We start from the raw sequence: 26,152 nt of genomic DNA on the forward strand, positions 1-26,152 counted from the left end.
TCGCACGACGCGCGCAGCAGCGGCCCCACAGGTCCACGTCCCGGACCTGTGGGGCCGCTGTCGTCCCCTGCCTATGGATAGAAGCGCTTCTCGTCGGGTACAACCGGACGAGGCCACCGGAGACACCGGTCGGGGAGGAGGACCCACATGCGAGGCGTACGACGGATCAGCGTGGCGGCCGCGGCGATGCTGCTGGCGGGGTGCGCGCAGGGCACCGGCGACTCGGAGGACACGTCCGACGCGACGTTCGACAGCGACGCGGAGCTGTCGGGCGAGGTGCAGGTGATGGGCTTCGGCGCCGGCGACGAGATCGCCACGGTGCGCCTGGACCGGGCCAAGGAGGCCCTGGGCAGCGAGGCCGACGTCAAGCTGATCGAGGGCGACCTCGACATCCAGCAGTTCCTCTCCTCCGTGGCCTCGGGCGAGCCCCCGGCCCTCGTCTACGCCGAGCGGTCCCAGATCGGGACGTTCGCCTCGCGCGGTGCCGTCGTGCCCCTCACCGACTGCATCGAGGGCGAAGGCATCGACACCTCCGTCTTCCGCGAGTCGGCCCTCGGCGAGGTGACCTTCGACGACGAGGTCTACGGCATCCCCGAGTTCAACGTCGTCCAGCTCACCCAGGCCAACGCCGACCTGCTCGAGCAGTCGGGGCACACCATCGAGGACGTCAACGGCTCGGACTGGGACGCCGTCTCCGCGGCCAACGAGGACCTGATGAAGATGGAGGGCGGCAACCTCGCCACCATCGGCTACGACAGCAAGCTCCCCGAGTTCCTGCCGCTGTGGGCCAAGGCCAACGGCGCCGACCTGATCTCCGAGGACGGCCGCACCGCGCAGCTCGACGACCCGGCGGTGGTCGAGGCGCTCGAGTGGGCAGTCTCGATCTACGACGCGCAGGGCGGCTTCGGTGAGGTCAAGGCGCTGCGCGACTCGGCCGACTTCTTCGGCGACGGCAACCAGTTCGCCACCGGTGTGCTGGGGGCGATGCCCATGGAGCAGTGGTACGTCAGCGTGCTCAACGACGTCTCGCCCGACGCGCCGATGGCCTTCGACACCGTCCGCGACCTGCAGGGCGAGCCGATCGCCTGGGCCTCCGGCTCGGCCTGGGCGATCCCGAAGGGCAGCCCCAACCCCGAGGCGGCCTGCCGGCTCGCCCGCGTGATGACCGAGACCGACTCGTGGATCGCGGCCGCCGAGGAGCGCGTGCGGCTCCGCGAGGAGAGCGGCGGGCTGTTCACCGGCATCCTCACCGCCAACGAGGCGGCCGACGAGGCCGTCCGCGAGATGGCGCCCACCGACGGCGACTCCGTGTGGTCGCAGGCCGTCGCCGCGATGTACGAGGCGAACGACCACACGTTCGCGATGCCGGCCAACCCGGCGGGCGACGAGTTCGAGCAGGCCTGGCAGGACGAGGTCAACAAGGTCCTGACCGACGGCAAGGAGCCGGCCGACGCGCTGGCCGACGCCCAGACCGCGGCGCAGGAGGCGCTCGACGAGGCCTGGGCGACCTGGGACGAGAAGTGAGCGTCGCCGCCCCTCCGGCCCGACGGGCGGCCGGAGGGCGGCGGCGGCGCGAGGGCCGCGCCGCGCTGCTGTTCATCAGTCCGTGGCTGATCGGCTTCGCCGTCTTCATGGCCTACCCGGTCCTCTACACGATGTACCTCTCGCTGACCGACTACGACGTCATCAACGACCCGACGTTCGTCGGCCTGGAGAACTACCGGGAGCTCGTCTCGGACGAGAAGGTCACGCTGGCCCTGCGCAACACCTTCATCTACACCGCCATGGCCGTGCCCGCCCAGCTGGTGCTGTCCCTCGCCCTGGCGCTGCTGCTCCAGCGGGCGGGGCGGGCGGCCGGGTTCTTCCGCACCGCGTTCTTCCTGCCCAAGATGACGCCGCCGGTCGCCGTCGGCGTGCTCCTGCTGATGCTGCTCAACGGCCAGAGCGGCCTGCTCAACGAGTTCCTCGGCTGGTTCGGCATCAACGGCCCGAACTGGACCACCGACCCGGACTGGGTCAAGCCCGGCCTGGTCGTCATGTCGCTGTGGACCGTGGGCTCCTCGGTCATCATCCTGCTCGCGGCGCTGCAGGAGGTCCCCGACGAGCTGCTCGACGCCGCGCGCGTCGACGGCGCCGGATGGTGGGGCCGGCTGCGGCACGTGGTCCTGCCCATCATCAGCCCGGCCATCTACTTCATCGTCGTGGTCGACACCATCGCCTCGCTGCAGTCGTTCACCGAGGCGTACACCGCCTTCTTCGGTGCCGGCAACACCACCTACAGCAACGACGCGGCGCTGTTCTACGCCATCTACCTCTTCCAGCAGGCCTTCGAGTTCCTGCACATGGGCTACGCGTCGGCGATGGCGGTGCTGCTCTTCGGGATCGTGATGGTCGTGACCGCCGTGCAGGTGATGCTGAGCCGGCGCTACGTCCACTACACGGGGGGCCCGAGATGAGCTCACCCCACGTCGTTCTCCGACTCCTCCGCTTCGCTCCCCCGCCGAACAACGACGAGGGGACCCCGAGATGAGCACGCTCGACCGGGCCGGCGAGGTCGGCCCCACCACGGTTCCGCCCCTCGTCGAGGACGAGGCGGTCACGCCCCCGGCGCCGGCCGCCTCCCGGAGCCGGCGACCGCGCGGGCTCGCCGCGCGCGTCTTCGTCACCGTGGCGCTCGTGGTCATGACGGTCGCCTTCGTCTACCCGTTCGTCTGGCTGATCAGCGCCTCGCTCAAGCCGCGCAGCGACGTCTTCGACAACAGGCTGATCCCCGAGACGCTGACGTTCGACAACTACGTCGAGGTGTGGAACGCCGCCCCGATGGGGGCGTGGCTGCTCAACACGGCGTTCGTCACGGTCATGGCGACGCTCACCGTGACGCTGTCCAGCGCGCTGGTGGCGTGGGGGTTCGCCCGCTACCGGTTCCGCGGGCGCAACGTGCTCTTCGGGCTCGTCCTCGCCTCGATGATGATCCCCGGCGCCGCGACGATGATCCCGACCTACCTGATCTGGGACTCGCTCGGCATGGTCGGGACGCTCACGCCGCTGTGGGCGGGCAACCTGTTCGGCACGGCGTTCTACATCTTCCTGCTGCGGCAGTTCTTCCTCGGCCTGCCGCCCGAGCTCTTCGACGCCGCCGAGATGGACGGCGCCGGGCACTGGAAGGTGTTCTGGCACATCGCGCTGCCGCTGACCCGCCCCGCGCTGGTCGTGGTCGCGCTGTTCGAGTTCCAGGCCGCGTGGACCGACCTCATGCGGGGCCTGATCTACCTGCGCGACCGCGAGGACTTCACCGTGCCGCGGGGGCTCAAGTCGATGCTCGACCAGTTCGGGTTCGGCGGCGAGTGGCACTGGGAGCTCGTCGTGGCGGCCAGCGTGATCGCGACGCTGCCGATGATCGTCGTGTTCTTCATCGGCCAGAAGCAGATCATCCAGGGAGTCGCCAGCACGGGCACGAAGGGCTGAGCACACCGGCCGCCCACGCGCGAGTAACTTCGCGACCACGACGTCGTTCTCAGGTCGTCGACGCGCCCCCGACGCGTCCTACCACTGAGGAACCCGATGTCCCGATCCCGTCGGCTCGCGGCCACCACGGCCGTACGCGCCCTCGCCACCACCACCCTCCTCGCCGGCCTGCTGACCGCCACCACGGTTGCCACCGCCGGCTCCGCCACCGCCGCCGGCTCCCCCAGCGCCCCGGCCGCGTCCCCCACCGTCGTCTCGGAGGGGGTCGTGGGCGGCCTCGAGGTGGAGAACTCCTTCGTCTCCGCCGTCGGCTGGGTCAAGCCCGGCGAGACCTACCCCTCGCGCATCATCGTCCGCAACACCTCCGCGCTCCCCGTCGTCGGGGCGAGCGTCGCCATCACCGCACCCACCGGCAGCCGCATCCTCAAGGCCGGCGCCACCACGGTGGACGCCCGCAGCCACACCTGGCAGGTCGGCAGCCTCGCTGCCGGCGCGACCCGCACCCTCGTCCTCGAGAGCCGCGCCGACGACCTCGCCCAGCTGCCCACCGTCGTGTGGCGCGACCTGTCCACCACCGCCACCGTCACCGTCGCAGGCGCCAGCCGAGCCTTCACCAGCCACGGCCCCAAGGTGATCCCGCCCGGTTCCGAGTACGACACCGCGCGCTACGGCGACCGGCCGTTCCCCGTCGTCCCGGTCGCCTACACCGACCGCGGCTACGGTGAGCACGAGCGCTCCCTCGACACCGTCATCAACGACCCCTCCTTCGAGGGCTCGACGTTCAACCTGTTCCAGGAGATGAGCCTGGGCCAGCTCTACCCGGAGGGCACCGTCCCCTCCGCCGGGATCGAGTCCGCGGACTTCGCCTACGAGGGCAACACCGCGACGGGCGGCCAGAAGGCGTTCCCGTTCACCAAGGTGGTGCCGGGCCAGACCTGCCTCGGCGTGACGCACGCCGACGTGCCGCTGCCCACGAACCCGCTCTACACCCAGCGGATCCGCGACGGGGTCTACCAGCTTCCGGGCAGCACCGGCTACTACGGCTCCGACGGCAACGGCTCCGCCGTCGTCGGCTCGCTCGCCGGCGCCGCGGCGCTCATGCAGATCGACTCCGGCTGCGGACCCACCGGGAAGATCGTCGTCGACGCGGCCGCCATCGCCGACCCGGAGATCGACTACTCCGACTACGACACCGACAAGGACGGGGTGGTCGACTTCTTCATGGCCGTGTTCGCCGGGTGCGGCGGCAACGGGTCCTCGCAGCTCGGCCCCGCCGGCTGCGACTTGCCCAACCCGACGACCGGCACGCCGGACCTGCCCTACGACAACATCTGGCCCCACTCCTCGAGCCTGGAGTTCTACTACACCGACCCCGTCACGGGCCTGCCCGGCTTCACCACCGACGACCAGCTGAAGGACCTCGAGGGCCGGCCCCTCTGGTACACCGACGACAGCTACGACGAGATGACGACCACGCCGGGTCCCGACGCCCTCAAAGTGTTCGTGCGCGTGGGCCCCTACAACCTCAACCCGGAGACGGCCATCGACCACGCGTCGGTCATCTCCCACGAGTACGGCCACTCGCTCGGCCTGCCGGACTTCTACTCCCTCGGCGGGCGCGAGACCTACGGCGACTGGAGCCTGATGGCGACCGACAAGTCGCACCACATCGACGCCTTCGGGCGCCAGGAGCTCGGCTGGGTGGTCCCCGAGGTCCTCGACTCCTCACGCACCGAGTCGGGGATCACCGACTCCAAGCAGGACACGAACACCATCACGTGGCAGACGCCCACGGGGACGGCGTACACCCTCACCGAGGGCCAAGGCGGCGTCGGCCGGGTGCAGAACTCCCAGATGTACGTCGCGAAGCTGCCGGGCCGCGTCCTCCTCGACCCGGCGAAGTTCGACACCGGTGACACCGCCACCGCCTCGCACACCTGGTGGTCGCGCTCCGGCAACGACTTCGGCTGCTCGACCGACGGCGGCGGGCACAACATCGACGTCGCCCTTCCCGAGGCGGCCGACCTGCCCGCCGGCACCACGCTCTCGCTCGACTTCAAGTCGATGTGGGACATCGAGTGGGACTACGACTACGGCTTCGTGCTGACCTCCGGCGACGGCCGGGACTACGTCTCCCACGCGTCCGCCGAGGGCTACACCACCTCCAACACCGACCTGCTCGCCGGCAACCCCAACCAGAACGGCTGCCAGGCGGCCTACGACAACGGGATCACCGGCACGTCCGGCTCCTACGCAGCCGGCACCGAGGCCACCGACCGCAAGCTGGGCGAGACCCCGGAGATGGTCTTCCTCGCCGACTCCTACGACATCTCCGACCTGGTCGGCACCGACGCCCCGGTGCTGCGGTTCAGCTACGCGACCGACCCCGGGCTGGCGCGCCCCGGCTGGTTCATCGACGACGTCACGGTGACCGCGACCCTGCCCGACGGCACCACGCGGGAGATCTACGCGACCGACTTCGAGACCAGCGGCTCGTCCGCCGACCCGCGGATCTTCAACGGCGGCTGCCGGGCCGACGGCCCGGGCGGGGACTGCGGACAGGGGTGGCAGTACGTCGCCGCCGGCGCGGAGGGCCCGTCCGACCACGCGTACTACCTCGAGATGCGTGACCGGTCCGGGTTCGACCTCGACGGCAACGGCCAGGTCGACCGCGACCCGATCGCCTTCCAGTCCGGGTTCTACACCGCCTACACCGACGAGGCGCACGGCTACGGCAATGCCGGGACCGACGACCCGCCCGCCCAGTCGCCGCTCGACAGCCAGCCGGAGCCGGGCAGCATCACCCCCGACCTCGGCGACGCGGCCTGGACCGCGGCCGACGGCGACTCCCACTTCTCCGACGGCGGCGAGGGGTGGACCGACAACTACGCCGACCCGAGCAGCCCGTCGGGCAACTGGGAGTTCCGCCACGACTGCCTCACCTTCGACGTCCTGCGCATGACCGGCAACGGCGACGGCACGGAGACCGGCGAGGGTCCGCAGCAGGCCGACGGCGACCTGACCGGCGACGTCCGGTTCACCCTCGGGAAGGGCTGCGGCACCTTCGACTACGGCTACGACGAGGAGCCCCTGCCGCCGACCAACACCGCGCCCCAGGCGTGGGCGACCGCGACGCCGGCCACCGCCGCCGCGGGGACCGAGGTCACCCTCGACGCCTCCGGCAGCACCGACGCCGAGACACCCGGCAGCCTCACCTACTCGTGGGACCTCGGCAACGGCGGCACCACCAAGGACGCCGAGGGCCCGGTGGTGAAGCGCGTCTTCGGCAGGCCCGGGACGTACGACGTCACCGTGACCGTCTCCGACGCCGAGGGCCTGACCGGCACGGCGACGGTGCGGGTGACGATCACCGAGCGCGGCGGCCCAACCGGTCCCTCGCCCACCCCGGACCCCACGTCCACCCCGGACCCGGGTGCGGGCGGCGCGGGCCAGCCGACGGTCGCCGTGACCTCTCAGGCGCCCGACGGCCTCACGCGCCGGCACCCGTGCCAGGGGCGCTCGGTGGGCCACCTCGGCAGCTGGCGGGTGCTGCGGGGCGAGGCCCCCGGCGGTTCCTACTGCGACAACCGCGGTCGACGCCCGGGACGCGACGTGCTGCGCCTGACCTTCGAGGGCGACGCGGTGGACGTCGTCCTCGGACGCGCGGCGCGGGGCGGCCGGGCCGTGCTGTTCGTCGACGGCGAGCGGATCGGAACGGTGTCCTTCGCGGGACGGCGGGCGCGTCCCCGCCTCGACCGGCACGCGGTGATCAGCGGCCTCGGCGGCGACCGCCCGCACCGGCTGCGGCTCGTGGTCACCCGCGGGACGGCGTACGTGGAGGGCTTCCGCACCGCGCGCTGACCGCCGCCCACGCGGTGCCCACACGGCACCCACACGCGACCCGCCCGGACCCCGTCCGGGCGGGTCGTGCCGTTCCGGCGCCGGTCACGGGTCGGCGGGTCAGCGGGTCGGCGGGTCAGCGGGTCGGCGGTTCCTGGTCCTGCCGCCCGGCCCACCAGGCGCGCAGCGCGGCCTCGGCCTGCTCGGGCGTCTGCGGGCCCTCGTCCATCCGCAGCTCGAGCAGGAACGCGTACGCCTGCCCCACCTCGCGACCGGGTCCGATGCCGAGGACCTCCATGATGCGGTTGCCGTCGAGGTCGGGCCGGATCGCGGCCAGCTCCTCCTCCTCCGACAGCCGGGCGATGCGCTCCTCGAGCGCGTCGTACGTCCGGCGCAGGCGGTCGGCCTTGCGCTGGTTGCGCGTGGTGCAGTCGGCCCGGGTGAGGATGTGCAGCCGCTCCAGCTGGTCGCCGGCGTCGCGGACGTAGCGCCGGACGGCGCTGTCGGTCCACTCGCCCGAGCCGTAGCCGTGGAAGCGCAGGTGCAGCTCCACCAGCCGCGAGACCGCCTCGATGTCGTGGTTGGAGAAGCGCAGCGCCTGCATCCGCTTGCGGGTGAGCTTGGCACCGACGGCGTCGTGGTGGTGGAAGGTCACCACCCCGCCGGCCTCGAAGCGGCGCGTCCTGGGCTTGCCGACGTCGTGCATGAGGGCGGCGAAGCGGCTGATGAAGTCGGGAGCAGCGTCGCGACCGCCGCCGAGGCGGTGCTCGAGGTCGATGGTCTGCTCGAGCACGGTCAGGGTGTGCTCGTAGACGTCCTTGTGCCGGTGGTGCTCGTCGCGCTCCAGCGCGAGCGCCGGCAGCTCCGGCAGCACGTGGGCCGCCAGCCCGGTCTCGACGAGGAGCGTCAGGCCGAGCCGCGGGTGCGGGGCGCACACCAGCTTGACGAGCTCGTCGCGCACCCGCTCGGCCGAGATGATCTCGATGCGCCCCGCCATCGCGGTCATCGCCTCGACGACCTCCGGGGCGACGGAGAACCCGAGCTGCGCGGCGAACCGGGCGGCGCGCATCATCCGCAGCGGGTCGTCGGAGAACGAGTCCTCAGGAGCACCCGGCGTGCGCAGGACCCGCTCGGCGAGGTCGACGATGCCGCCGAACGGGTCGACGAACTCGCGCCCGGGCACGCGGACGGCCATGGCGTTCACGCTGAAGTCGCGCCGCCCCAGGTCGCCCTCGAGGCTGTCGCCGAAGTCGACGTCGGGCTTGCGCGAGGCCGGGTCGTAGGTCTCGGAGCGGTAGGTCGTGATCTCGACCTGCCACGGGCCCTTGCGGCAGCCGATCGTGCCGAAGTCGCGACCCATGTCCCACACGGCGTCGGCCCACCCGGCGAGCAGTCGCTCCGTGACGTCGGGACGCGCGGAGGTGGTGAAGTCGAGGTCGTTCTGCAGCCGTCCGATCATCGCGTCGCGGACCGGGCCGCCGACCAGCGCCAGCTCTTCGCCCGCCGCGGCGAACCTCGCGCCCAGCTCGTCGATCACAGACCCGATGCGCGCGAGCTCGTCGGCGACGCGCGCCTGGATCTCCACGATCGTGAGCGGTTGCAGGGAGGCGTCGGACACGACAGGCCAGTCTACGTGCCGGCGCGGCTCGGCCCAGCAACTAGCATCGGTGCGTGCCCCGCCCGTCCGTGTTCCGTGCTGCCCTGGCGGGGCTCCTGACCTCCGCGGTCGCGGCCGCGGGCCTCGCGGCGCCGGCCGCCGGCGCCCCGGCGCCCGCCGAGGCCAAGGACGCCGACCCGCTCGTGGTGCACCTCGACGCCATCAGCCCCGAGCTGCCGCGCACGGGCGACGTCGAGATCACGGGCACGGTCACCAACGTCAGCGACGAGACCTTCACCCGGATCAACCTGCACGCGTTCTCCTCCCAGACGCCGATCCTCGACTCCGCCACGCTCGGGGTCTCAGCGACCATCGACCCGGCCGAGTACGTCGGCCAGCGGGTGACGGTCCCGGGCACGTTCGACACCGTGGACGAGCTCGCGCCCGGGCAGAGCGCCACGTTCTCCGACACCGTGCCCGTCGAGCTGCTCGAGACCTCCGGCCAGCCGGGCGTCTACTGGATCGGCATCCACGCCCTGGGCGACAGCTCGGTCCCGCGTGACGGCGTGGCCGACGGTCGCGCCCGCACGTTCATCCCGATGCGCCCGACCGGCCGCGACACCCAGGAGGTGTCGGTGGTGCTCCCGATCCGCGGCCGCGTCTGGTTCGACGAGGACGGCGCCGTCGCGGGCACCGAGCGCTGGGCCCGCCGCCTCGCCGAGGGCGGCAGCCTCGACGGGGTGCTCGACATGGCCGACTCCGCCGGGTCGACGCCGTACAGCTGGCTCGTCGACCCGGCGGTGCTGCTGGCGGTCGCGCGGCTCTCGCACGGGAACGTCCCCCGCAGCCTGGGCCCGGACCCGAGCGTGCCCGACCAGCAGCCGACGCCGAGCGAGTCACCGAGCGACGGCACGCAGGACCCGGAGTCCCTCGAGACGCTCACCCCGACCGAGTCGCAGCCCAGCGAGGAGCCGACCGAGGAGGAGGCCGCCCTCGCCGTCGCCGCCGGGGCATGGCTGGCCCGCTTCCAGGACCTGGTCGGCGCCACGCCCGTGCTGACCCTGCCCTACGGCGACATCGACGTGTCGGCGGCCGTCCGCCACGACCGCACCCGCCTCGACCAGGCCGTGGCCCGCGGCGCGGAGGTGATGGCGGCCCTCTCGCTGCCGTCGCAGCCGGTGGTGGCGCCGACCAGCGACGTGCTCAGCCCCGAGGCCCTCGCGCAGGTGCCGGCCGGCACGCAGGTCCTGGTGGGCGACAACGCGTTCGCCGTCCCACCCGCCAGCCCCACCTCGATGGTCCGCGTCCTCGGCCACAAGGTGCTGGTGACGAGCACCGGTGCCGAGGCGGGAGGCCCCGGCCCCACGGCCGCGAACGACCCGCTCGCCCTGCGGCAGCGGCTGCTCAGCGAGGCGGCCCTGCGGCTGAACGGCGACGACACCGCGCCACTGGTGGTCACGCTGCCGACGGTGTGGCGCGGCGAGGACGCGCAGGCCTTCTTCGACGACCTGGAGCAGTCGTGGCTCGAGGTCGTGCCGGTCGCCGACGTCACGTCCCGGCAGGCCTTCGGCGTGCCGGCCTCGAGCCTCGCCTACACCGACGAGGACCTCGCCGCCGAGCTCGACGCCGCGAGCTTCACCGCCGCCAGCCGCGCCACGCAGGCCGCCACCCTGCTGGAGCAGGTCCTGGCCCTGGTGACCCGGGTGGAGGCCCAGGTGCGCGACGAGGTGCTGGTGACCCTCTCCGAGCAGCACCGCGCCCAGCCCGGTCTGGCCCGTGCCGCTGCGGAGCGCGTGGAGGACGCGATGCGCGAGGACCTCGGGAAGATCGACATCGAGGCGCCGGCGGCGGTCACGCTGTCCAGCGACTCCGGACCGCTCGGCGCCACCGTCGTCAACGGCCTCGACCAGCCGGTCGAGGTGCGCATCGAGGCCCGGACGGACGGCGAGGTCACGCTCACCGGCGGCGGCGTGCGCCAGCTGGGCCCCCGGGCCCGCAGCTCGCTGCGCTTCGTGGCCACCACCCGCCAGCCCGGGGTCCACAACGTCCGGCTGAGCGTGCTCAGCGTCGACGGCGTACCGCTCGGCTCGTCGGACCAGCTCCCCATCCGCGCGGCCCGCGTCAGCGCGGTGATCTGGATCCTGATGGGCGTCGGCGCGCTCGTGCTGTTCGGGATGATCGGCTACCGGCTGCCCGGGCAGATCCGGGCCCGGCGCGCGGAGCTCGCGGCGGCCGAGCCACTGGCGGGTGCGCAGGAGCCCCCCAGTCGCGCCGAGCCGGCCGCCGAGCACCCCCCGGGCCCCACGACCCCGCTCTCCGGACGCCCATGAGCGACCAGCGGATCCTCGCCTCCTCGGCCGTGATGGCCGCCGGCACGGTGTTCTCGCGCGCGTCGGGCTTCATCCGCAGCGCCCTGCTCGTCGCCGCGCTCGGTGGCGTGCTGCGCGCGGACCTCTTCACGATCGCCAACACGCTGCCCAACATGGTCTACATCCTGCTGGCCGGCGGCATCTTCAACGCCGTCCTGGTGCCACAGCTGGTGCGACGCATCACCGACGACCCCGACGGCGGCGACGCCTACGCCAGCCGGGTCATCACCTTGTCGGCGCTGTTCCTCGGCACCGTCACGGTCCTGCTGGTCGTGCTCGCACCGCTGCTGCTGCGGGTCTACCTCGACGGTCGCTTCCTCGAGCCCGACCGGGCCGCCCACCTCGAGTCGATCGTGGACCTGACGCGGTGGTGCCTGCCGCAGGTGTTCTTCTACGGCATGTACGTCCTGGTCGGCCAGGTGCTCAACGCGCGCGGACGCTTCGGACCGATGATGTGGGCACCGATCGCCAACAACCTCATCGCGGTCGCCATGCTGCTCACCTACCTCCTCCTCTGGGGTCCCGTCGGCGAGGGACGGTTGCGCGACCAGGCGTTCGACACCGGCCAGGAGGTCCTGCTCGGCCTCGGCTCGACGGTCGGGATCGTCGCGCAGTGCCTGGTGCTGGTGCCCTACCTGCGCGCCTCGGGGTTCACCTACCGCCCTCGCTTCGACTTCCGCGACCCCGAGCTGCGCAGGACGCTGTCGCTCGGGATGTGGACCGTGCTCTTCGTCGTCGTCACCCAGGCGGCGTACCTCGTCGTCGTGCGCCTCGCCTCCGGCGGCGCCGTGGCGGGCGGCACCGGCTACACGGTCTACTCCAGCAGCCTGCTGATCATGATGGTCCCGCACTCGATCGTCACGGTCTCGCTGGCGACCGCGATCCTCCCGCGGATCTCGGGCTTCGCCCACGAGGGCCGGCTCGCCGACCTCGGGAGCACCGTCGGCTCGACGCTGCGGACGGCGCTCGCGCTGGTGCTGCCGTTCGCCGTGCTGCTGCCCGTGGTCGCCGAGGACGTCGCCGGCTTCGCCTTCGGGTGGTCCGACCCCGACACGGCAGCCACCTTCGCCCCGACCCTGGCGCTCTTCGGCCCGGCGCTGGTCCTCTTCACCGTCCACTACTTCATGCTCCGCGGCTTCTACGCCATGGAGATGACCCGGCTGGTGTTCCTCATCCAGGTCGCGGTGTCGCTCACCAACGTGCTGGTGGCCACGGCGCTGGTGCCCTCGCGGCCGCCGGAGGAGACCGCCCCGATGCTGGTGGTCGCCTACCTCGCGTCGTACGCCGTGGGAGCGGTCGCGAGCTTCGCCCTGCTCCAGCGCACCGTGGGCGGGCTCGAGGCGCCGCAGCTGGTCCGGTTCGTGGTCCGGATGGCGGTGGTGCTCGCGGCGGCGGGCACGACCGCCTGGCTGGTCGAGCGCGGCCTGGCCGGCCTCGGCGAGCACCCGGGACCGGTCGTCGCCCTGTTGCGCGGCGGCGCGAGCGCCGGGGCCGGGCTGCTCGTCGTGCTCGTCGGCGCCCGCCTGCTGCGGGTGCGCGAGGTGATGGGGCTGGTCGACACCGTCGCGGCACGGCTGCGGCGCCGGTGAATCTGCCTAGAGTGGCCGCAACAACGGTGAGGCGGGTCGGGACCGACCGGCCGGACGCGGACGGGAGGTGAGCGGTGCCCACGTCGACGCAGGCCGGTGACGTGCTCGCGGAGCGCTACCGGCTCGACGACCTCCTCTCCGAGAACGGGTCCTGCCGGTTCTGGCGGGCCCACGACCTGGTGCTGCACCGTCCGGTCTCCGTCCACGTGATCCCGGCCGACGACGAGCGCGCGCAGCCGGTCCTCGACGCCGCCCGGCGCACCGGGCCCGTCATCGACCGGCGCCTGCTGCGGGTGCTCGACGCCGAGGCCGCGGGCGGGCTCTGCTACGTCGTCAACGAGTGGGGACAGGGCGACTCGCTCGACGCGCTGCTCACGCGGGAGGGCCCGCTGGCCCCCCGGCGGGCGGCGTGGCTGGTCGCGGAGGTGGCCGACAGCCTCGCGGTGGCGCACGCCGCGGGCCTCGCGCACGGGCACCTTGCGCCGGAGAACGTGCTCCTCGACCAGAACGGGCACGTCCGGATCATCGGCTTCGGGGTCGAGGCGGCCCTGCGCGGACTGACCCCCGGCCGGCTCAACGTCGACGAGATCGACCTCGTCGGCCTGCTCTACTGCTCGCTCACCGGCAGGTGGGCCGGTGTGTCACGCTCCGCGGTGCCCCCGGCGCCGGAGGTGCACGGCGAGGTGCTGCGTCCGCGCCAGGTGCGCGCCGGGATCCCGCGCACCCTCGACGCGCTGTGCGACCAGGTGCTCAACCCCCGCCAGGGTCCCGCGGCCACCCGCCCGTCGGCCCAGAGCGTCCGCGACCTGCTCCGCGGCTACGTCGGCGAGACCACTGGGACGCTCGTCCCGGTCCCCGGCGGGCACGCACCTGCTACCCGGGCCTTCCCGCCGGTCGATCCGTCGTCGGTCCCCACCGCCGCGGTGCCGGTCGTGCCCGTCGACGACCCGGCAGCCCGGGCCGGCCGCCCGGAGGCCGCAGAGCCCGCAGAGCCCGCAGAGCCCGCAGAGCCCGCAGAGCCCGCGGAGCCCGAGCACGAGGACCCGGCGGGCCAGGCGGAGGTCGCGGCACCGCAGGACCCCGGTCCTGCGGCCGCGTCGACGGCGCCGCCCTCCAGCACGGACCTGCCCACGGAGGCGGGCATGCCGGTCTTCCACGAGGACGACGAGGTCGACTGGCTGCGCGCCCGCACCGAGAAGCCCACGCCCCCTCCACCGCTCACCGACCCCGATCCGAAGCCGCTCTTCGCCCCCGACCCGCCCGAGGGCCAGCCCGTCCGCCGGCCGCGCCCGGGCAGCCGCGCGCCGTCGGCCCCCGACTACTGGCCGTGGGACGCCTCCCAGGACTCCGGCCGGGACGCCGGCCGCGACTCCGGCACCGGAGCGGTGGGCCGCGACACCGGCTCGTGGGCCTCGGGTTCGTGGGGCACCGGCTCGTGGTCCGACGACCGGTGGGGCACCGGCCAGGGGCTCGACGACACGAACGACCGGGTGCCCGGGCGCAGCTGGATCCGCCTGGCGCTGATCGTCGCGGCGTGCCTGCTCGTCGGCGTGGCCGCCGTCGCCGCGTACCAGCTCGGCCTCAAGCCGCCCACCGTCGGGTCGGACGACGACCCCACGGCGACGGCCAGCCCGACGGCCGTGGAGCCGACCCCCCTCGCCGACCTCGTGGCCGACGACTTCGACCCGCAGGGCACCGACGGCCGGCAGGAGAACCCCGAGACCGTCCCCAACGTCCTCGACGGCGACCCCGCGACCTCGTGGACCACCTCCACCTACGAGCAGAACTTCGGCCCGGCCGGCCTGAAGACCGGCGTCGGCCTGGTCGTCGACCTCGGCTCCACCCGGGCGGTGCGCCGCGTGGTGGTGTCGACCGAGGGCGGGCAGACCTCCCTGGCGGCGTACGTCACCTCCGAGGCGCCGACCGGCGTCTCCGAGCTCACGCCCGTCGGGACGGCGTCGGGCACCGGCGAGCTCACGATCGACCTCAACGAGGCGGTGTCCGGCCAGTACGTGACGGTCTGGCTGACGCTGCTCCCGCCGGTGGACGGCGGCTTCCGCGGCACGATCACCGAGGTGCAGGTGCTCGGGTGAGCGACCGCTCCGACCAGGCACTGCTGCAGGCCCACGTCGACGGGGACACCGAGGCGTTCGGTGAGCTCTTCGCGCGGCACCGCGACCGGTTGTGGGCCGTCGCGCTCCGCACGATGGGCAACCCGGAGGACGCTGCCGACGGCCTCCAGGACGGGATGGTCGCCGCGTTCCGCCGGGCCGGGTCGTACCGTGGCGAGGCGGCCGTGACCACGTGGCTGCACCGGGTCGTCGTCAACGCCTGCCTGGACCGCCTCCGCGCCGCCAAGATCCGCCGCCTCGATGCGCTGCCCGACGACGTCGAGGACCGCGGCACCGTCGTCGCGAGCGCCGTGCGCGACGACCAGCCCGACGCCGTCGCCGAGGACACCGAGCGCCGGCAGCGGGTGCTCGCCGCGCTCGCGACTCTGCCTGCCGAGCAGCGCGCCGCGCTGGTGCTGGTCGACATGGAGGGCTACCCCGTCGCGGAGGTCGCCGCGATGCTCGGGTGCGCCGAGGGCACCGTGAAGTCCCGCTGCTCGCGCGGGCGCACCAAGCTCGCGGCGCTCCTCGCCGACCTGCAGCAGGAAGCCGGTGACCAGTCCGGCGGGAACCCCCCGCCCGACGGACCCGTCCAACCCACCGTGCGTCCGCGCGGACCGCCCGCGTCCTGACCCCGTCCGCACTTCGACCACGCTCACCACGCGCCGCGCCCACGCTCAGCACCCACCCCCGCACCCACCCCTCGAGGAGGTGACCCGCGATGACCGACGCCGGACTGACGCCCGAGCAGGAGGCCGTACGCCGCCTGCTCGCCGACGCCCGCCACGACGGGCCGCCCCCGCCCGAGGTCGTCGCGCGCCTCGAGCGGACGCTCGAGACCCTGGTCGCCGAGCGGGGGTCCACGCCCGACGCCGCACCCGACGCCCCGAGCCACGCCCCGGCCCACGACAGGCCCCACGACACGCCACCGCGGGTCGTCGACCTCGGGTCCCGGCGCCGCCGCCTCGCCTCGGCAGGCGTGCTCGCGGCCGCGGCGGTCGTGGTCGCCGGCATCGCCGTGGGCCAGATCCTGCCGCAGGACGGCGGGGACGACGCCGGCGCCGGCTCGAGCGCCACGTCCGCGGACTCCACCTCCCCCGGGCTGGCCGGCGGCCGCGGCGCCAACGGCGGCGCCCGCACCGAGGAGGACGCCGGGGCCGACGCCGGGCTCGCGCCGGAGTCCCTGAAGGGCTCCGCGCCCTCGGCACCCGGGAGCTATCCGACGCTCTCCTCGACCGACGCCGAGCTGGCCCAGCAGCTGCTAACCCTGCGGCCCGGCGCCGTCCGCCGCTCCTCGGCCACCACCCTGGAGGCCCTCAGCGGCTGCGACGGCCCTCGCCACGGCCCGGGCCGTCGCCTCGTGGCCGAGGTCGACGGGCAGCGCGGTGTCGTCGTGTTCCGTCGCCCGGACGCGGAGGCGCAGCGGGCCGAGGTCTACGTGTGCGGCACCCCGGACCCGGTGCGCACGTTGACGCTGCCCGCGCCCTGAGCGCTCGCGCCACCGGCGGAACAACGGTCGCCTACGATCGGTTGGACAGGCGTACGCCCCATCCGATCCCAGGAGTCACTGACCGCTCATGAGCACCAGCACCGCCACCACCGAGTCGACGCCGCGCAACGTCATCATCATCGGCTCGGGGCCCTCGGGGTACACCGCCGCCGTCTACGCGGCCCGCGCCTCGCTCGAGCCGCTCGTGTTCGAGGGGTCGGTGACCGCCGGCGGTGCGCTGATGAACACCACCGAGGTGGAGAACTTCCCCGGCTTCCGCGACGGCATCATGGGTCCGGCGCTGATGGACGAGATGCGCGCCCAGGCCGAGCGCTTCGGCGCCGAGCTGGTCGCCGACGACGTCGTCGAGGTGGACCTCACCGGTGACCTCAAGGTCGTCAGGACCGCCACCGACACCTACACCGCGCGGTCGGTGATCCTCGCGACCGGCTCGGGCTACCGCAAGCTCGGGCTCCCGCGCGAGGACGAGCTCTCGGGGCGCGGCGTCTCCTGGTGTGCCACCTGTGACGGCTTCTTCTTCCGCGACCAGGCGATCGCCGTGATCGGCGGGGGCGACTCCGCGGTCGAGGAGGCGACGTTCCTGACCCGCTTCGCCTCGAAGGTCTACCTCGTCCACCGCCGCGGCGAGCTGCGCGCCTCCAAGATCATGCAGGAGCGGGCCTTCGCCGACCCCAAGCTCGAGATGGTGTGGAACGCCGAGGTCGCCTCGATCAACGGCACCGACAAGCTCGAGTCGGTCACGCTGCGCGACACCGGGACCGGCGAGGAGCGCCGGCTCGACGTCACCGGCCTGTTCATCGCGATCGGCCACGACCCGCGCTCGGAGCTGCTGACAGGCCAGGTCGACCTCGACGACGACGGCTACGTGCTCGTCGACCACCCCTCGACCAAGACCAACCTGCCGGGCGTGTTCGCCGCCGGCGACCTGGTCGACCACCACTACCGCCAGGCCATCACCGCCGCCGGCACCGGCTGCGCCGCCGCCCTCGACGCCGAGCGGTTCATCGCCGCCCTCGACCACGAGGCGTCCACCGCCGGCGACGCGGCGGCCACGGTGGCGCTGATCGAGGAGCAGGTGGAGACCGCCCGCGCCTGATCGAGGGCAGGCCGCCGACGGGCGGCCGCGCCGGGTCCCGGACGGGAACAACCGTCGCGAGCCCGGTGTTGACCCAGACGTCGGTCGTTGGAGACCGTTCAACGACCCGGACCATCGAAGAGACCCACGAAAGGGGCAACCGCCGTGGCCAACATCGCCGCCGTGACCGACGCCGAGTTCGAGGCGCAGGTCCTCAAGTCCGACAAGCCCGTCCTGGTGGACTTCTGGGCCGAGTGGTGCGGCCCGTGCCGCCAGGTCGCCCCCATCCTCGACGAGCTCAACGCCGAGCACGGTGAGAAGCTCACCTTCCTCAAGATGAACGTCGACGAGAACCCGGTGACGCCGTCGTCCTACCGTGTCACCGGCATCCCCACCATCAACGTCTACCAGGGCGGCGAGGTCGTGAAGTCGATCGTCGGCGCCAAGCCCAAGGCCGCGCTCCTCAAGGAGCTCGAGGGCATCATCTGAGCGACGCGCAGTCGACGAGCACGCTCGTCAGTCGCGAGAGGCGACCCGCACCGATCCGATCGGGCGGGTCGCCTTCTGCGTGGGGCGCACGACGCCCCACACCCGCTCGAGAGCCAGCTCGACCTCGTCCTTCCAGCTCAGCGTGGTGCGGAGCTCCATCCGCATCCGCGGGGTCGTCGGGTGCGCCCGCTGGGTCGCGAAGCCGACGCTGCCGAGGAACTCCGCGGGGAGCACGCAGCCGTTCGGTCGGCCCCGCGTGTCGCCGTACGCCTCGATCGCCGTGTGCCCGCGCTCGACGAGGTCGGCCGCCATCGACTGCACGAGCAGCCGCCCCAACCCGCCGCGGCGGTGCCGCGGCTCGATCCAGGCCGTCGCCGCGAGCACGGCGTCGGGCGAGCCCGGCGCGGTGGGGAGCGCCGCGGCCCCGGGCAGCAGCGCCGCGGGGGCGTACACGATCAGCCCCACGGTGCGGCCGTCGACGCGGACGACCCGCCCACAGGAGCCCCAGTCGCGCAGCGTGCCCGCCAGCCACTCCTGCTTCGCCGCGGCCCGTTCCTGCTCGTCGAGGCGGGCACGCTCCACCGGTGGAAGCTCCCAGAACAGGCAGGAGCGCACCGGGTCACCCAGGTCGACGAGGTGGTCGACCGTCAGCGCTGCGGTCTTGCGGGACACGCAGTCGATGCTAGCCCCGGTGGGCGCCTGAGAGGATGCAGCGTGCGCCCGATCCGACAGAGCAAGAAGCTGCAAGGTGTCCGCTACGACGTGCGCGGGCCGATCCTCGTCGAGGCGCAGCGCCTCGAGGCCGAGGGCCACCGCATCCTCAAGCTCAACATCGGCAACACCGCTCCGTTCGGCTTCGACGCCCCCGAGCAGATCGTCGCCGACATGGTGCACCACCTGCCGCAGTCCCAGGGGTACGCCGACAGCCAGGGCATCTGGTCGGCCCGCACCGCGGTGATGCACTACTACCAGTCGCGAGGACTGCGCGACGTCGGCGTCGAGGACGTCTACATCGGCAACGGCGTCTCCGAGCTGATCTCGATGGTGCTCCAAGCGTTCGTCGACGACGGGAACGAGATCCTGGTGCCGGCACCGGACTACCCGCTGTGGACCGGCGCGGTGACGCTCGCGGGCGGGGTGCCGGTGCACTACCGGTGTGACGAGGAGGACGGCTGGAACCCCGACCTCGCCGACATCGAGTCGAAGATCACGGAGAACACCCACGCCATCGTCATCATCAACCCCAACAACCCCACGGGCGCGGTCTACAGCGAGGAGACCGTGAAGGGGCTGGTCGACATCGCGCGTCGCCACCAGCTCGTCGTGATGTCCGACGAGATCTACGAGAAGATCCTGTTCGAGGACGCCCAGCACCACCACGCGGCGACCTACGGCGGCAACGACGTGCTGTGCCTGACGTTCTCGGGCCTCTCCAAGGCCTACCGCGTGTGCGGCTACCGCGCCGGCTGGGTCATGGTGTCGGGCCCCAAGGAGATCGCCACGGACTTCCTCGAGGGCCTCACGCTCATCGCCAACATGCGCATGTGCGCGAACGTGCCGGCTCAGCACGCCATCCAGACCGCGCTGGGCGGCTACCAGTCGATCGAGGAGCTCGTCGGACCCGGCGGACGCTTCTACGAGCAGTCGATGCTCGCGCACCGCCTGCTCAACGAGATCCCCGGCGTCACGAACGTCAAGCCGCGCGGCGCTCTGTACTGCTTCCCCCGGCTCGACCCGGAGGTCTACGCGATCGACGACGACCAGGCACTCGTCATCGACCTGCTCCGGGCCAAGAAGATCCTCGTCACCCACGGCACCGGCTTCAACTGGCCGGCCCCCGACCACTTCCGGCTGGTGACCCTGCCCGAGGCGAGCGTCCTGGAGGAGGCGATCGGACGGATCGCCGACTTCCTGGCCACGCGTCGCTGACCACCTCGGTTCGCGGGCGGTCACGGCGCGACCCTAGGCTCTCGTCATGCGCGACGTGACCTACCCGGCCATCATCGTCACCGCCAAGGCGGCGTTCCGCGCGCTTGGCCAGCGCATCCACCTCAGCGGCACCGAGCACGTGCCGCGGGAGGGCGGCGTGCTGCTGGCCTGCAACCACGTCAGCTACGTCGACTTCGTCTACGGCGGGCTCGCGGCGAACCCGTCGGGCCGGCTGGTGCGCTTCATGGCCAAGCGCGAGGTCTTCGACCACCCGGTGGCCGGACCGGTCATGCGCTCGATGCACCACATCGAGGTCGACCGGGGCGACGGCGTCGCGAGCTTCCGCACCGCGGTCGACCGCCTCCGCGAGGGCGAGGCGGTCGGCATCTTCCCCGAGGCGACCATCTCGCGCGCGATGGAGCTCAAGGAGTTCAAGACCGGGGCGGTCCGCATCGCCGCAACGGCCGGCGTACCCGTCGTCCCGGTCATCCTGTGGGGAACCCAGCGGATGATGACCAAGGACCGCCCACGCGACTTCTCCCGGGGCAGGTCGATCGTGATCAAGGTCGGCGAGCCGCTCCACCCCACCGGCGCGGACCCCGTCGCGGAGACGGCCACGCTGCACGCCCGCATGTCGCAGCTGCTCGGCGAGGCGGTCCGGGAGTACCCCGCCGATGAGCAGCCCCCCGGCTCCTGGTGGGTGCCCGCGTCGATGGGCGGCTCCGCCCCGACGCTCGAGGAGGCGGCCCGCCTCGACGCCGAGGAGATGCGGGCGCGGGCCCGGAGGCGGGCGGAGCGCGCGGCGGCGAAGCGACAAGGCAACAAGTAGATCCGTCGACAGGTCGACGTGTCGCTTCGTCGTTTAGTCCCTTTGCCGGTTTGTCGACATTACCGCGCGCGGTTGTCGTCCCTGATCCCCCGCTTAAGCGGGGGATTCGAAACTTATTGGGGCATGCAGACCCCTCGAAGTTCACAATCCCCCGCTTAAGCGGGGATTTGCGAGAGGGCCCGTACGCCCGTACCACGGGCGCGCGGGCGAAGGGCCTTCAGATCGGGCGGTCGCCGCGGTTGCGCGGGTCCATGATGTCGACGATGCGGCGGAGGTCGTCCAGGCTGGCGAACTCGACGGTGATCTTTCCCTTGGCCTTGCCGAGGTCGACCTTGACGCGCGTCTCGAGGCGGTCCGAGAGCCGGTCGGCGAGCTCGGTGAGGCCGGGGGCGACGGGCTTGCGCCGCATCACGCGTGGAGCGGCTTCCTCCTCCACACCGAGGGACACGATCTCCTCGAGCCCGCGCACGGAGATGCCCTCAGCCGTGACCCTGGCGGCGAGCTTGTCCTGGAGAGCCGGGTCCTCGACGGACAGCAGGGCGCGGGCGTGACCGGCGGACAGCACGCCCGCCGCAACGCGGCGCTGGACCGCCGGCGAGAGCCGGAGCAGGCGCAGCGTGTTGGAGATCTGGGGCCGCGACCGACCGATGCGCTGGGCCAGCTCCTCATGGGTGCACCCGAAGTCCTCGAGCAGCTGGCCGTAGGCCGCGGCCTCCTCGAGCGGGTTGAGCTGCGAGCGGTGCAGGTTCTCCAGCAGCGCGTCGCGCAGCATGTCGTCGTCGTCGGTCTCCCGGACGATCGCCGGGATCGTGTCGCGACCTGCCTGCTGCGACGCCCGCCAGCGCCGCTCTCCCATGATCAGCTCGTAGGAGTCCTCACCGGTCCTGCGCACCACGACGGGCTGCAGCAGGCCCACCTCGCGGATCGAGTGCACCAGCTCGGCGAGGGCCTCCTCCTCGAAGACCTGTCGCGGCTGCCGGTGGTTCGGGCGCACCTGCGCGATGGGCAGCTCGGCGAAGTAGGCGCCCGCCACGGTGCCGGCCGTCCCGGCCTGGCTGGTCGGCGCCGGGGTGGACGCCGCGCCTGCAGCGGGTCCGGTGCCGGTGGTGCCTGCCCGCGGCGCGGTCGCGGTGGTGCCGGCCCCGCCGTCCGCCGGGCTGCTCGGAGCGGTCGGGATGAGGGAGCCGAGGCCGCGTCCGAGGCCGCGACGGGGCGGGGTGGCGTTCATGCGCGTGGGGCTCCCTTGCTGGCGATCTCTCGGGCGGCCTCGAGGTAGGAGAGTGCTCCGGCCGACGCCGGATCGTAGGTCATCACGGTCTGCCCGTACGACGGTGCCTCCGAGACCCGCACGGAGCGGGGCACCGCGGTCTTGAGCACCTGGTCGCCGAAGTGCCCGCGGACCTCCTCCGCGACCCCCGCGGCGAGCCGCGTGCGCGCGTCGTACATGGTCAGCAGGATCGTCGAGATCGTGAGTCGCGGGTTGAGGTGCTGGCGCACCATCTCGACGGTCTCGAGCAGCATGCCGAGGCCCTCCAGCGCGTAGTACTCCGCTTGGATCGGGATGAACATCTCTCGTCCCGCGACCAGGGCGTTCAGCGTCAGCAGGCCCAGCGACGGCGGGCAGTCCACCAGGACGTAGTCGAACCGGTCGTCGCCCACCTCGGCCGCCGTCCCCACCAAGGGGTGCGCCGCGATCGCCCGGGCGAGGCGCTGCTCGCGCGCGACGACGCTCACCAGCTCGATCTCGGCGCCCGCGAGGTCGATGGTGGCCGGGACGACCCAGAGGCCGGGGAGGTCGGCACACTCGGTCATCACCTCGGCCAGGGGCCGGCCCTCCACGAGCATGTCGTACGTCGAGGGGACGCCGCGGTGGTGGTCGACGCCGAGCGCGGTGGAGGCGTTGCCCTGTGGGTCAAGGTCGATCACGAGGACCTTCTGACCGAGCTGCGCCAGACCGGCTGCCACGTTCACGGTCGACGTCGTCTTGCCGACGCCACCCTTCTGGTTCGCGACGACGAGCACCCGGGTGGCCGCGGGGCGCTCCACTCCCTGGCGCCGGAGCCCACCGGAGCGGGCCAGCACGGAGTGCTGGGCGGCTTGGGCGAGCGGCGTCCCGGGGTCCGTGAACTCGCTGTCCTGGGCCGCGATCTCCGCGGCCGTGCGTACGTGCCGCAGCGGGTTGGTTTCACGTGAAACGCCGGCGTGGCCGGCAGATCCGGACGCATCGGATGCTGTTTCACGTGAAACGTCGCTGTCCACGCCCTGTGGATGAATCGCGACGTCCTGTGGACGGCCGCGCTCAGCCGGGCGGTCTGAGCCGGTGGAAAACGGGTACGGCGCGCCCTCGACGGCGCGCCACCCGGCGTCCTCGGTAGGACCCTCGCTCAACTCAACTCACCTCTCGGCTCGCTCGGCGGTCGCGGCGCGACGAGCGCCGCGGGGACCGCTTCTTCTCCGTCCGCGGAAGGGGCCAACCTATCCGGCCGGGGTCCGCCCAGGGCACCCGCACCACGGTGGTCGCGGGATCGACCACGCCGACCCCGACCTCGAACACCTCGGGCTCACCACAGCGCCACTCGCTCAGGAACGCGCGCGCCTCGGCGATCTCGTCGCGCACGCCCCGGCCCTTCATCGCCACGAGGGCTCCCGTCGGCGCCACGAGCGGCATCGACCAGCCGAGCAGACGCTTGAGCGGGGCGACGGCGCGCGAGGTGACCACGTCGAACGTCGCCCGCCCGTGCAGGTCCTCGGCCCGTCCCCGGACCACGGTGACGTGGGCCAGCTCGAGCTCGGCCACCACCTCGTCGAGGAACGTCGTCCGCCGCAGCAGGGGCTCGACGAGCGTCACGTCGAGGTCGGGGCGGGCGATCGCCAGCACCACGCCTGGCAAGCCGGCGCCGGTCCCGATGTCACAGACGGATGCCTCGGCCGGAGCCGCGTCGCTGAGCACCGCCGAGTTGAGGACGTGGCGCTCCCAGAGGCGCGGCGCCTCCCGGGGACCGATCAGCCCACGGACGACGCCCTCGGTCGCCAGCAGCTCGGTGTAGCGCTCGGCGAGCGGGAGCCGGTCGGACGCGAACACCCTCCGCGCCTCGGGAGGCACGGAGGGTGTTCCACGTGAAACGTCCTCGCTCACGCGGGCAGGATCACCACGTGGCGCCTCGGCTCCGCGCCCTCGGACTCGGAGGTCAGGCCGGCGGCGGCCACGACGTCGTGCACCACCTTCCGCTCGAACGCGCTCATGGGCTCGAGGGAAACCGCCTCGCCCGTCTCCCTCACCTGCGCGATCGACGTCTCCGCCAGGGCGACGAGACGGGTGCGCTGCTGCGCCCGGTGGCCACTGATGTCGAGCATCAGGCGCGACCGCTCGCCGGTCTCGCGGTACACCGCGAGCCGCGTGAGCTCCTGAAGCGCCTCGAGCACCTCGCCGTTGCGCCCCACGAGGAGGCTCAGGTCCGCGCCGCCGATCTGCACGCTCGCCCGGTCGCCCTCGACGTCCATGTCGAGGTCGCCGTCCAGGTCGGCGATGTCGAGGAGCTCCTCGAGGTAGTCCGCGGCGATGTCGCCCTCGTGCTCGAGGCGCTCCACCTTCGACGGGCGGGCCTTGCCCGTGGCGGCGTCCTCGGAGGCGGACGCATCGGCGTCGGTGCTCTCGACGGACTCGCCGTCGGTCAGCTGCTCAGTCACGTGTGTCTCCTGCTTCTCGATCAGGTACGACGGCAGCCACGCGGGCGCCGTCGCGGGATGTCTGGGTCAGCGCTTCTTCTTGCTCTTGGTGCGCTGTGCCTTCGTCTGGCGCTGCGGCTGCTGACGGATCTGCGCCTTCTCCTCGCGCCGCGCCTCCGCCTCGGCCGCGAGCCGCTCCTCCTCGAGCTGCGCCGGCGTCTTCAGGCCCTTGCGCGCGGCCTTGGCACGGTCGCGCTCCTCCTTGGCATCGGCCGCCGGGGTTCCCGGGGCGGGGTTGTTCCGGATGACGTAGAACTGCTGGCCCATGGTCCACAGGTTCGAGGTCGTCCAGTAGAAGAGGACGCCCACGGGGAAGGCGATGCCACCCACCGCGAAGACGATGGGCAGGACGTAGAGCAGCATCTTCTGCTGCTGGGCGTAGGGACCCGAGAGCGCGTCGGCGGGCATGTTCTTGCTCATCAGCTGTCGCTGCGTCAGGAACGTCGTCGCGGTCATGGCCAGCACCAGGACGGCGGCGAGCACCCGGACCTCGACGCCGTCGGCGTTGAGGAACGTGTCGGAGATCTTGCCGCCGGCGAACACCGCCGAGCGGAGCTGCTCGTTGAGCTCCGGCGTCATCAGGCCGCGCTTGTCCTCGGGGTTGCGCGCAGCCTGGTCGAGGATGCGGAAGAGCGCCAGGAAGATCGGCATCTGCAGCAGGATCGGCAGGCAGGAGGCGAACGGGTTCGTCCCGGAGTCCCGGTACAGCTTCATCGTCTCCTGCGCGAGACGCTCCCGGTCGTGCCCGTACTTCTTCTGCAGCTCGCGGACCTTGGGCTGGATCAGCTGCATGTTCCGGCTGGACTTGATCTGCTTGACGAACAGCGGGATCAGGGCCGCCCGCACCACGAGCGTGAGTCCGATGATCGACAGCACCCACGCGAGTCCGGAGGTCGGGCCGAAGAGACCGCCGAACACGTTGTGGAAGCCCACCAGCACGAAGGAGATCGCGTAGTAGAGCGGCGTCATGATGGCGCTGCCGATCGCGCCGAAGAAGTCGAGCACTCATGCTCCTCGAGTTGCAGGGGACTCCGCGGCCTGGGCGGCACGGGAGGGAACGGGGTCGTAGCCGCCGGCGGCCCACGGGTGGCACCGGCACAGGCGACGTACGGTGAGCCAGGAACCGCGCATCGACCCGTGCTGGGTGACGGCCTCGAGGGCGTACGCCGAGCAGCTCGGGTGGTAGCGGCACACCTGGCCGTAGAGCGGGCTGATGGCGAAGCGCCACGCACGGATCAGGCCGATGAGCAGGTGCTTCATGTGGCGCTCACCCTGCCCAAGGTACGGGCCAGGTCGGTACCGAGGGCGGCGTACGGGGCCTGCGCCGCGGCGGGGAGCGCCCGCACCACGAGCACAGCACGACCCGGGAGCTCCTCCAGTGCAGGGAGGTGCTCCCGGGTCAGGTGCCGGAGTCGTCTCTTCACACGGTTGCGGGTGGCGGCGTTGCCCACGGCCTTGCTGACCGTGAACCCCACCCGCACCGGGCCGGGCGCGGCGTCCGGGTCGGTCCACAGGTGGACGACCACGGTCGAGCAGCCCGAGCGACGCCCGCTCCGGACCGCGCGACGGAAACCGTCGCTGTCGGTCAGGCGGTTGACGGCGGAGAGCACGGCGGGCGCCGTG

22 protein-coding genes are annotated in these 26,152 nt (G+C 72.6%); 13 read left to right on the plus strand and 9 right to left on the minus strand.

Annotation, left to right across the window (positions count from 1 at the left end; translation table 11 throughout):
- The first annotated feature begins 147 nt into the window (after nucleotides 1–147).
- The 4 genes from J3P38_RS08205 to J3P38_RS08220 all read left to right on the plus strand — a co-directional run bounded on the left by J3P38_RS08205 (nucleotide 148) and on the right by J3P38_RS08220 (nucleotide 7,326).
- Entirely contained in the window at nucleotides 148–1,524 is a 1,377-nt protein-coding gene (locus tag J3P38_RS08205) for an extracellular solute-binding protein (protein ID WP_210503230.1), read from the plus strand.
- Nucleotides 1,521–2,456: a carbohydrate ABC transporter permease gene (locus tag J3P38_RS08210; RefSeq protein WP_210503231.1), complete on the plus strand. Its 936-nt coding sequence runs from the start codon at nucleotides 1,521–1,523 to the stop codon at nucleotides 2,454–2,456. Before J3P38_RS08205 ends, J3P38_RS08210 begins: the two co-directional genes overlap by 4 nt.
- A gap of 70 nt (nucleotides 2,457–2,526) precedes the next feature.
- Entirely contained in the window at nucleotides 2,527–3,465 is a 939-nt protein-coding gene (locus tag J3P38_RS08215) for a carbohydrate ABC transporter permease (protein WP_246855648.1), read from the plus strand.
- Nucleotides 3,466–3,561: 96 nt separating this feature from the next.
- A complete protein-coding gene (locus tag J3P38_RS08220; RefSeq protein WP_210503232.1) occupies nucleotides 3,562–7,326 on the plus strand; it encodes a PKD domain-containing protein in 3,765 nt (1,254 codons plus the stop codon).
- Nucleotides 7,327–7,441: 115 nt separating this feature from the next.
- Here J3P38_RS08220 and J3P38_RS08225 read toward each other — a convergent pair whose 3' ends face one another.
- Complete coding sequence (locus tag J3P38_RS08225) at nucleotides 7,442–8,923, minus strand: CCA tRNA nucleotidyltransferase (RefSeq protein WP_210503233.1); 1,482 nt, start codon at nucleotides 8,921–8,923, stop codon at nucleotides 7,442–7,444.
- A gap of 53 nt (nucleotides 8,924–8,976) precedes the next feature.
- Between J3P38_RS08225 and J3P38_RS08230 the strand changes: the two genes are divergently transcribed.
- The 7 genes from J3P38_RS08230 to trxA all read left to right on the plus strand — a co-directional run bounded on the left by J3P38_RS08230 (nucleotide 8,977) and on the right by trxA (nucleotide 18,045).
- Nucleotides 8,977–11,232, plus strand: a complete 2,256-nt coding sequence (locus tag J3P38_RS08230; RefSeq protein WP_210503234.1) for a DUF6049 family protein — start codon at nucleotides 8,977–8,979, stop codon at nucleotides 11,230–11,232.
- Nucleotides 11,229–12,860 carry a murein biosynthesis integral membrane protein MurJ gene (gene murJ / locus J3P38_RS08235; RefSeq protein ID WP_210503235.1) on the plus strand — a complete coding sequence of 544 codons (1,632 nt, stop codon included), beginning with the start codon at nucleotides 11,229–11,231 and terminating at the stop codon, nucleotides 12,858–12,860. The genes J3P38_RS08230 and murJ overlap by 4 nt, the downstream gene beginning before the upstream one ends.
- A gap of 74 nt (nucleotides 12,861–12,934) precedes the next feature.
- Nucleotides 12,935–14,953 (plus strand): protein kinase domain-containing protein, encoded by a 2,019-nt coding sequence (locus J3P38_RS08240; RefSeq protein ID WP_210503236.1) that lies wholly within the window; start codon nucleotides 12,935–12,937, stop codon nucleotides 14,951–14,953.
- On the plus strand, nucleotides 14,950–15,603 hold the full coding sequence (gene sigM / locus J3P38_RS08245; RefSeq protein ID WP_210503237.1) for an RNA polymerase sigma factor SigM: 654 nt from the start codon (nucleotides 14,950–14,952) through the stop codon (nucleotides 15,601–15,603). The genes J3P38_RS08240 and sigM overlap by 4 nt, the downstream gene beginning before the upstream one ends.
- Nucleotides 15,604–15,692: 89 nt before the next feature.
- The gene (locus J3P38_RS08250; RefSeq protein ID WP_210503238.1) at nucleotides 15,693–16,460 is read left to right on the plus strand and encodes a hypothetical protein; all 768 of its coding nucleotides are present in this window, start codon (nucleotides 15,693–15,695) and stop codon (nucleotides 16,458–16,460) included.
- Nucleotides 16,461–16,548: 88 nt separating this feature from the next.
- Nucleotides 16,549–17,577, plus strand: coding sequence for a thioredoxin-disulfide reductase (trxB, locus tag J3P38_RS08255; protein WP_210439335.1), 1,029 nt, complete (start codon nucleotides 16,549–16,551; stop codon nucleotides 17,575–17,577).
- Nucleotides 17,578–17,721: 144 nt separating this feature from the next.
- Nucleotides 17,722–18,045, plus strand: a complete 324-nt coding sequence (gene trxA / locus J3P38_RS08260; protein WP_056603764.1) for a thioredoxin — start codon at nucleotides 17,722–17,724, stop codon at nucleotides 18,043–18,045.
- A 27-nt stretch (nucleotides 18,046–18,072) separates the two neighbouring features.
- On the opposite strand, the gene J3P38_RS08265 is transcribed toward trxA, so the two are convergent.
- Nucleotides 18,073–18,717: a GNAT family N-acetyltransferase gene (locus J3P38_RS08265; protein WP_210503239.1), complete on the minus strand. Its 645-nt coding sequence runs from the start codon at nucleotides 18,715–18,717 to the stop codon at nucleotides 18,073–18,075.
- Nucleotides 18,718–18,759: 42 nt separating this feature from the next.
- Between J3P38_RS08265 and J3P38_RS08270 the strand changes: the two genes are divergently transcribed.
- Entirely contained in the window at nucleotides 18,760–19,974 is a 1,215-nt protein-coding gene (locus J3P38_RS08270) for a pyridoxal phosphate-dependent aminotransferase (protein ID WP_210503240.1), read from the plus strand.
- A 46-nt stretch (nucleotides 19,975–20,020) separates the two neighbouring features.
- Nucleotides 20,021–20,803 carry a lysophospholipid acyltransferase family protein gene (locus tag J3P38_RS08275; RefSeq protein ID WP_210503241.1) on the plus strand — a complete coding sequence of 261 codons (783 nt, stop codon included), beginning with the start codon at nucleotides 20,021–20,023 and terminating at the stop codon, nucleotides 20,801–20,803.
- 217 nt (nucleotides 20,804–21,020) lie between these two features.
- Here the strand turns inward: J3P38_RS08275 and J3P38_RS08280 are convergent, their stop codons facing one another.
- The 7 genes from J3P38_RS08280 to rnpA form a co-directional block, all read right to left on the minus strand.
- Nucleotides 21,021–22,031 carry a ParB/RepB/Spo0J family partition protein gene (locus tag J3P38_RS08280; RefSeq protein ID WP_210503242.1) on the minus strand — a complete coding sequence of 337 codons (1,011 nt, stop codon included), beginning with the start codon at nucleotides 22,029–22,031 and terminating at the stop codon, nucleotides 21,021–21,023.
- Nucleotides 22,028–23,062, minus strand: coding sequence for a ParA family protein (locus J3P38_RS08285; protein ID WP_210503243.1), 1,035 nt, complete (start codon nucleotides 23,060–23,062; stop codon nucleotides 22,028–22,030). Before J3P38_RS08285 ends, J3P38_RS08280 begins: the two co-directional genes overlap by 4 nt.
- A 130-nt stretch (nucleotides 23,063–23,192) precedes the next feature.
- Nucleotides 23,193–23,885 (minus strand): 16S rRNA (guanine(527)-N(7))-methyltransferase RsmG, encoded by a 693-nt coding sequence (rsmG, locus tag J3P38_RS08290; RefSeq protein ID WP_307807805.1) that lies wholly within the window; start codon nucleotides 23,883–23,885, stop codon nucleotides 23,193–23,195.
- A gap of 50 nt (nucleotides 23,886–23,935) precedes the next feature.
- Complete coding sequence (locus J3P38_RS08295; protein WP_307807806.1) at nucleotides 23,936–24,490, minus strand: R3H domain-containing nucleic acid-binding protein; 555 nt, start codon at nucleotides 24,488–24,490, stop codon at nucleotides 23,936–23,938.
- Between the two features lie 66 nt (nucleotides 24,491–24,556).
- Nucleotides 24,557–25,534 carry a membrane protein insertase YidC gene (gene yidC / locus J3P38_RS08300; RefSeq protein WP_210503244.1) on the minus strand — a complete coding sequence of 326 codons (978 nt, stop codon included), beginning with the start codon at nucleotides 25,532–25,534 and terminating at the stop codon, nucleotides 24,557–24,559.
- Nucleotides 25,535–25,789, minus strand: coding sequence for a membrane protein insertion efficiency factor YidD (yidD, locus tag J3P38_RS08305; RefSeq protein ID WP_210503245.1), 255 nt, complete (start codon nucleotides 25,787–25,789; stop codon nucleotides 25,535–25,537). It abuts the gene before it with no gap.
- Entirely contained in the window at nucleotides 25,786–26,139 is a 354-nt protein-coding gene (gene rnpA / locus J3P38_RS08310) for a ribonuclease P protein component (protein ID WP_210503246.1), read from the minus strand. The genes yidD and rnpA overlap by 4 nt, the downstream gene beginning before the upstream one ends.
- Between the last annotated feature and the right edge of the window lie 13 nt (nucleotides 26,140–26,152).

The sequence above is a fragment of the Nocardioides xinjiangensis genome (assembly GCF_017916455.1).
Lineage (GTDB): Bacteria > Actinomycetota > Actinomycetes > Propionibacteriales > Nocardioidaceae > Nocardioides > Nocardioides xinjiangensis.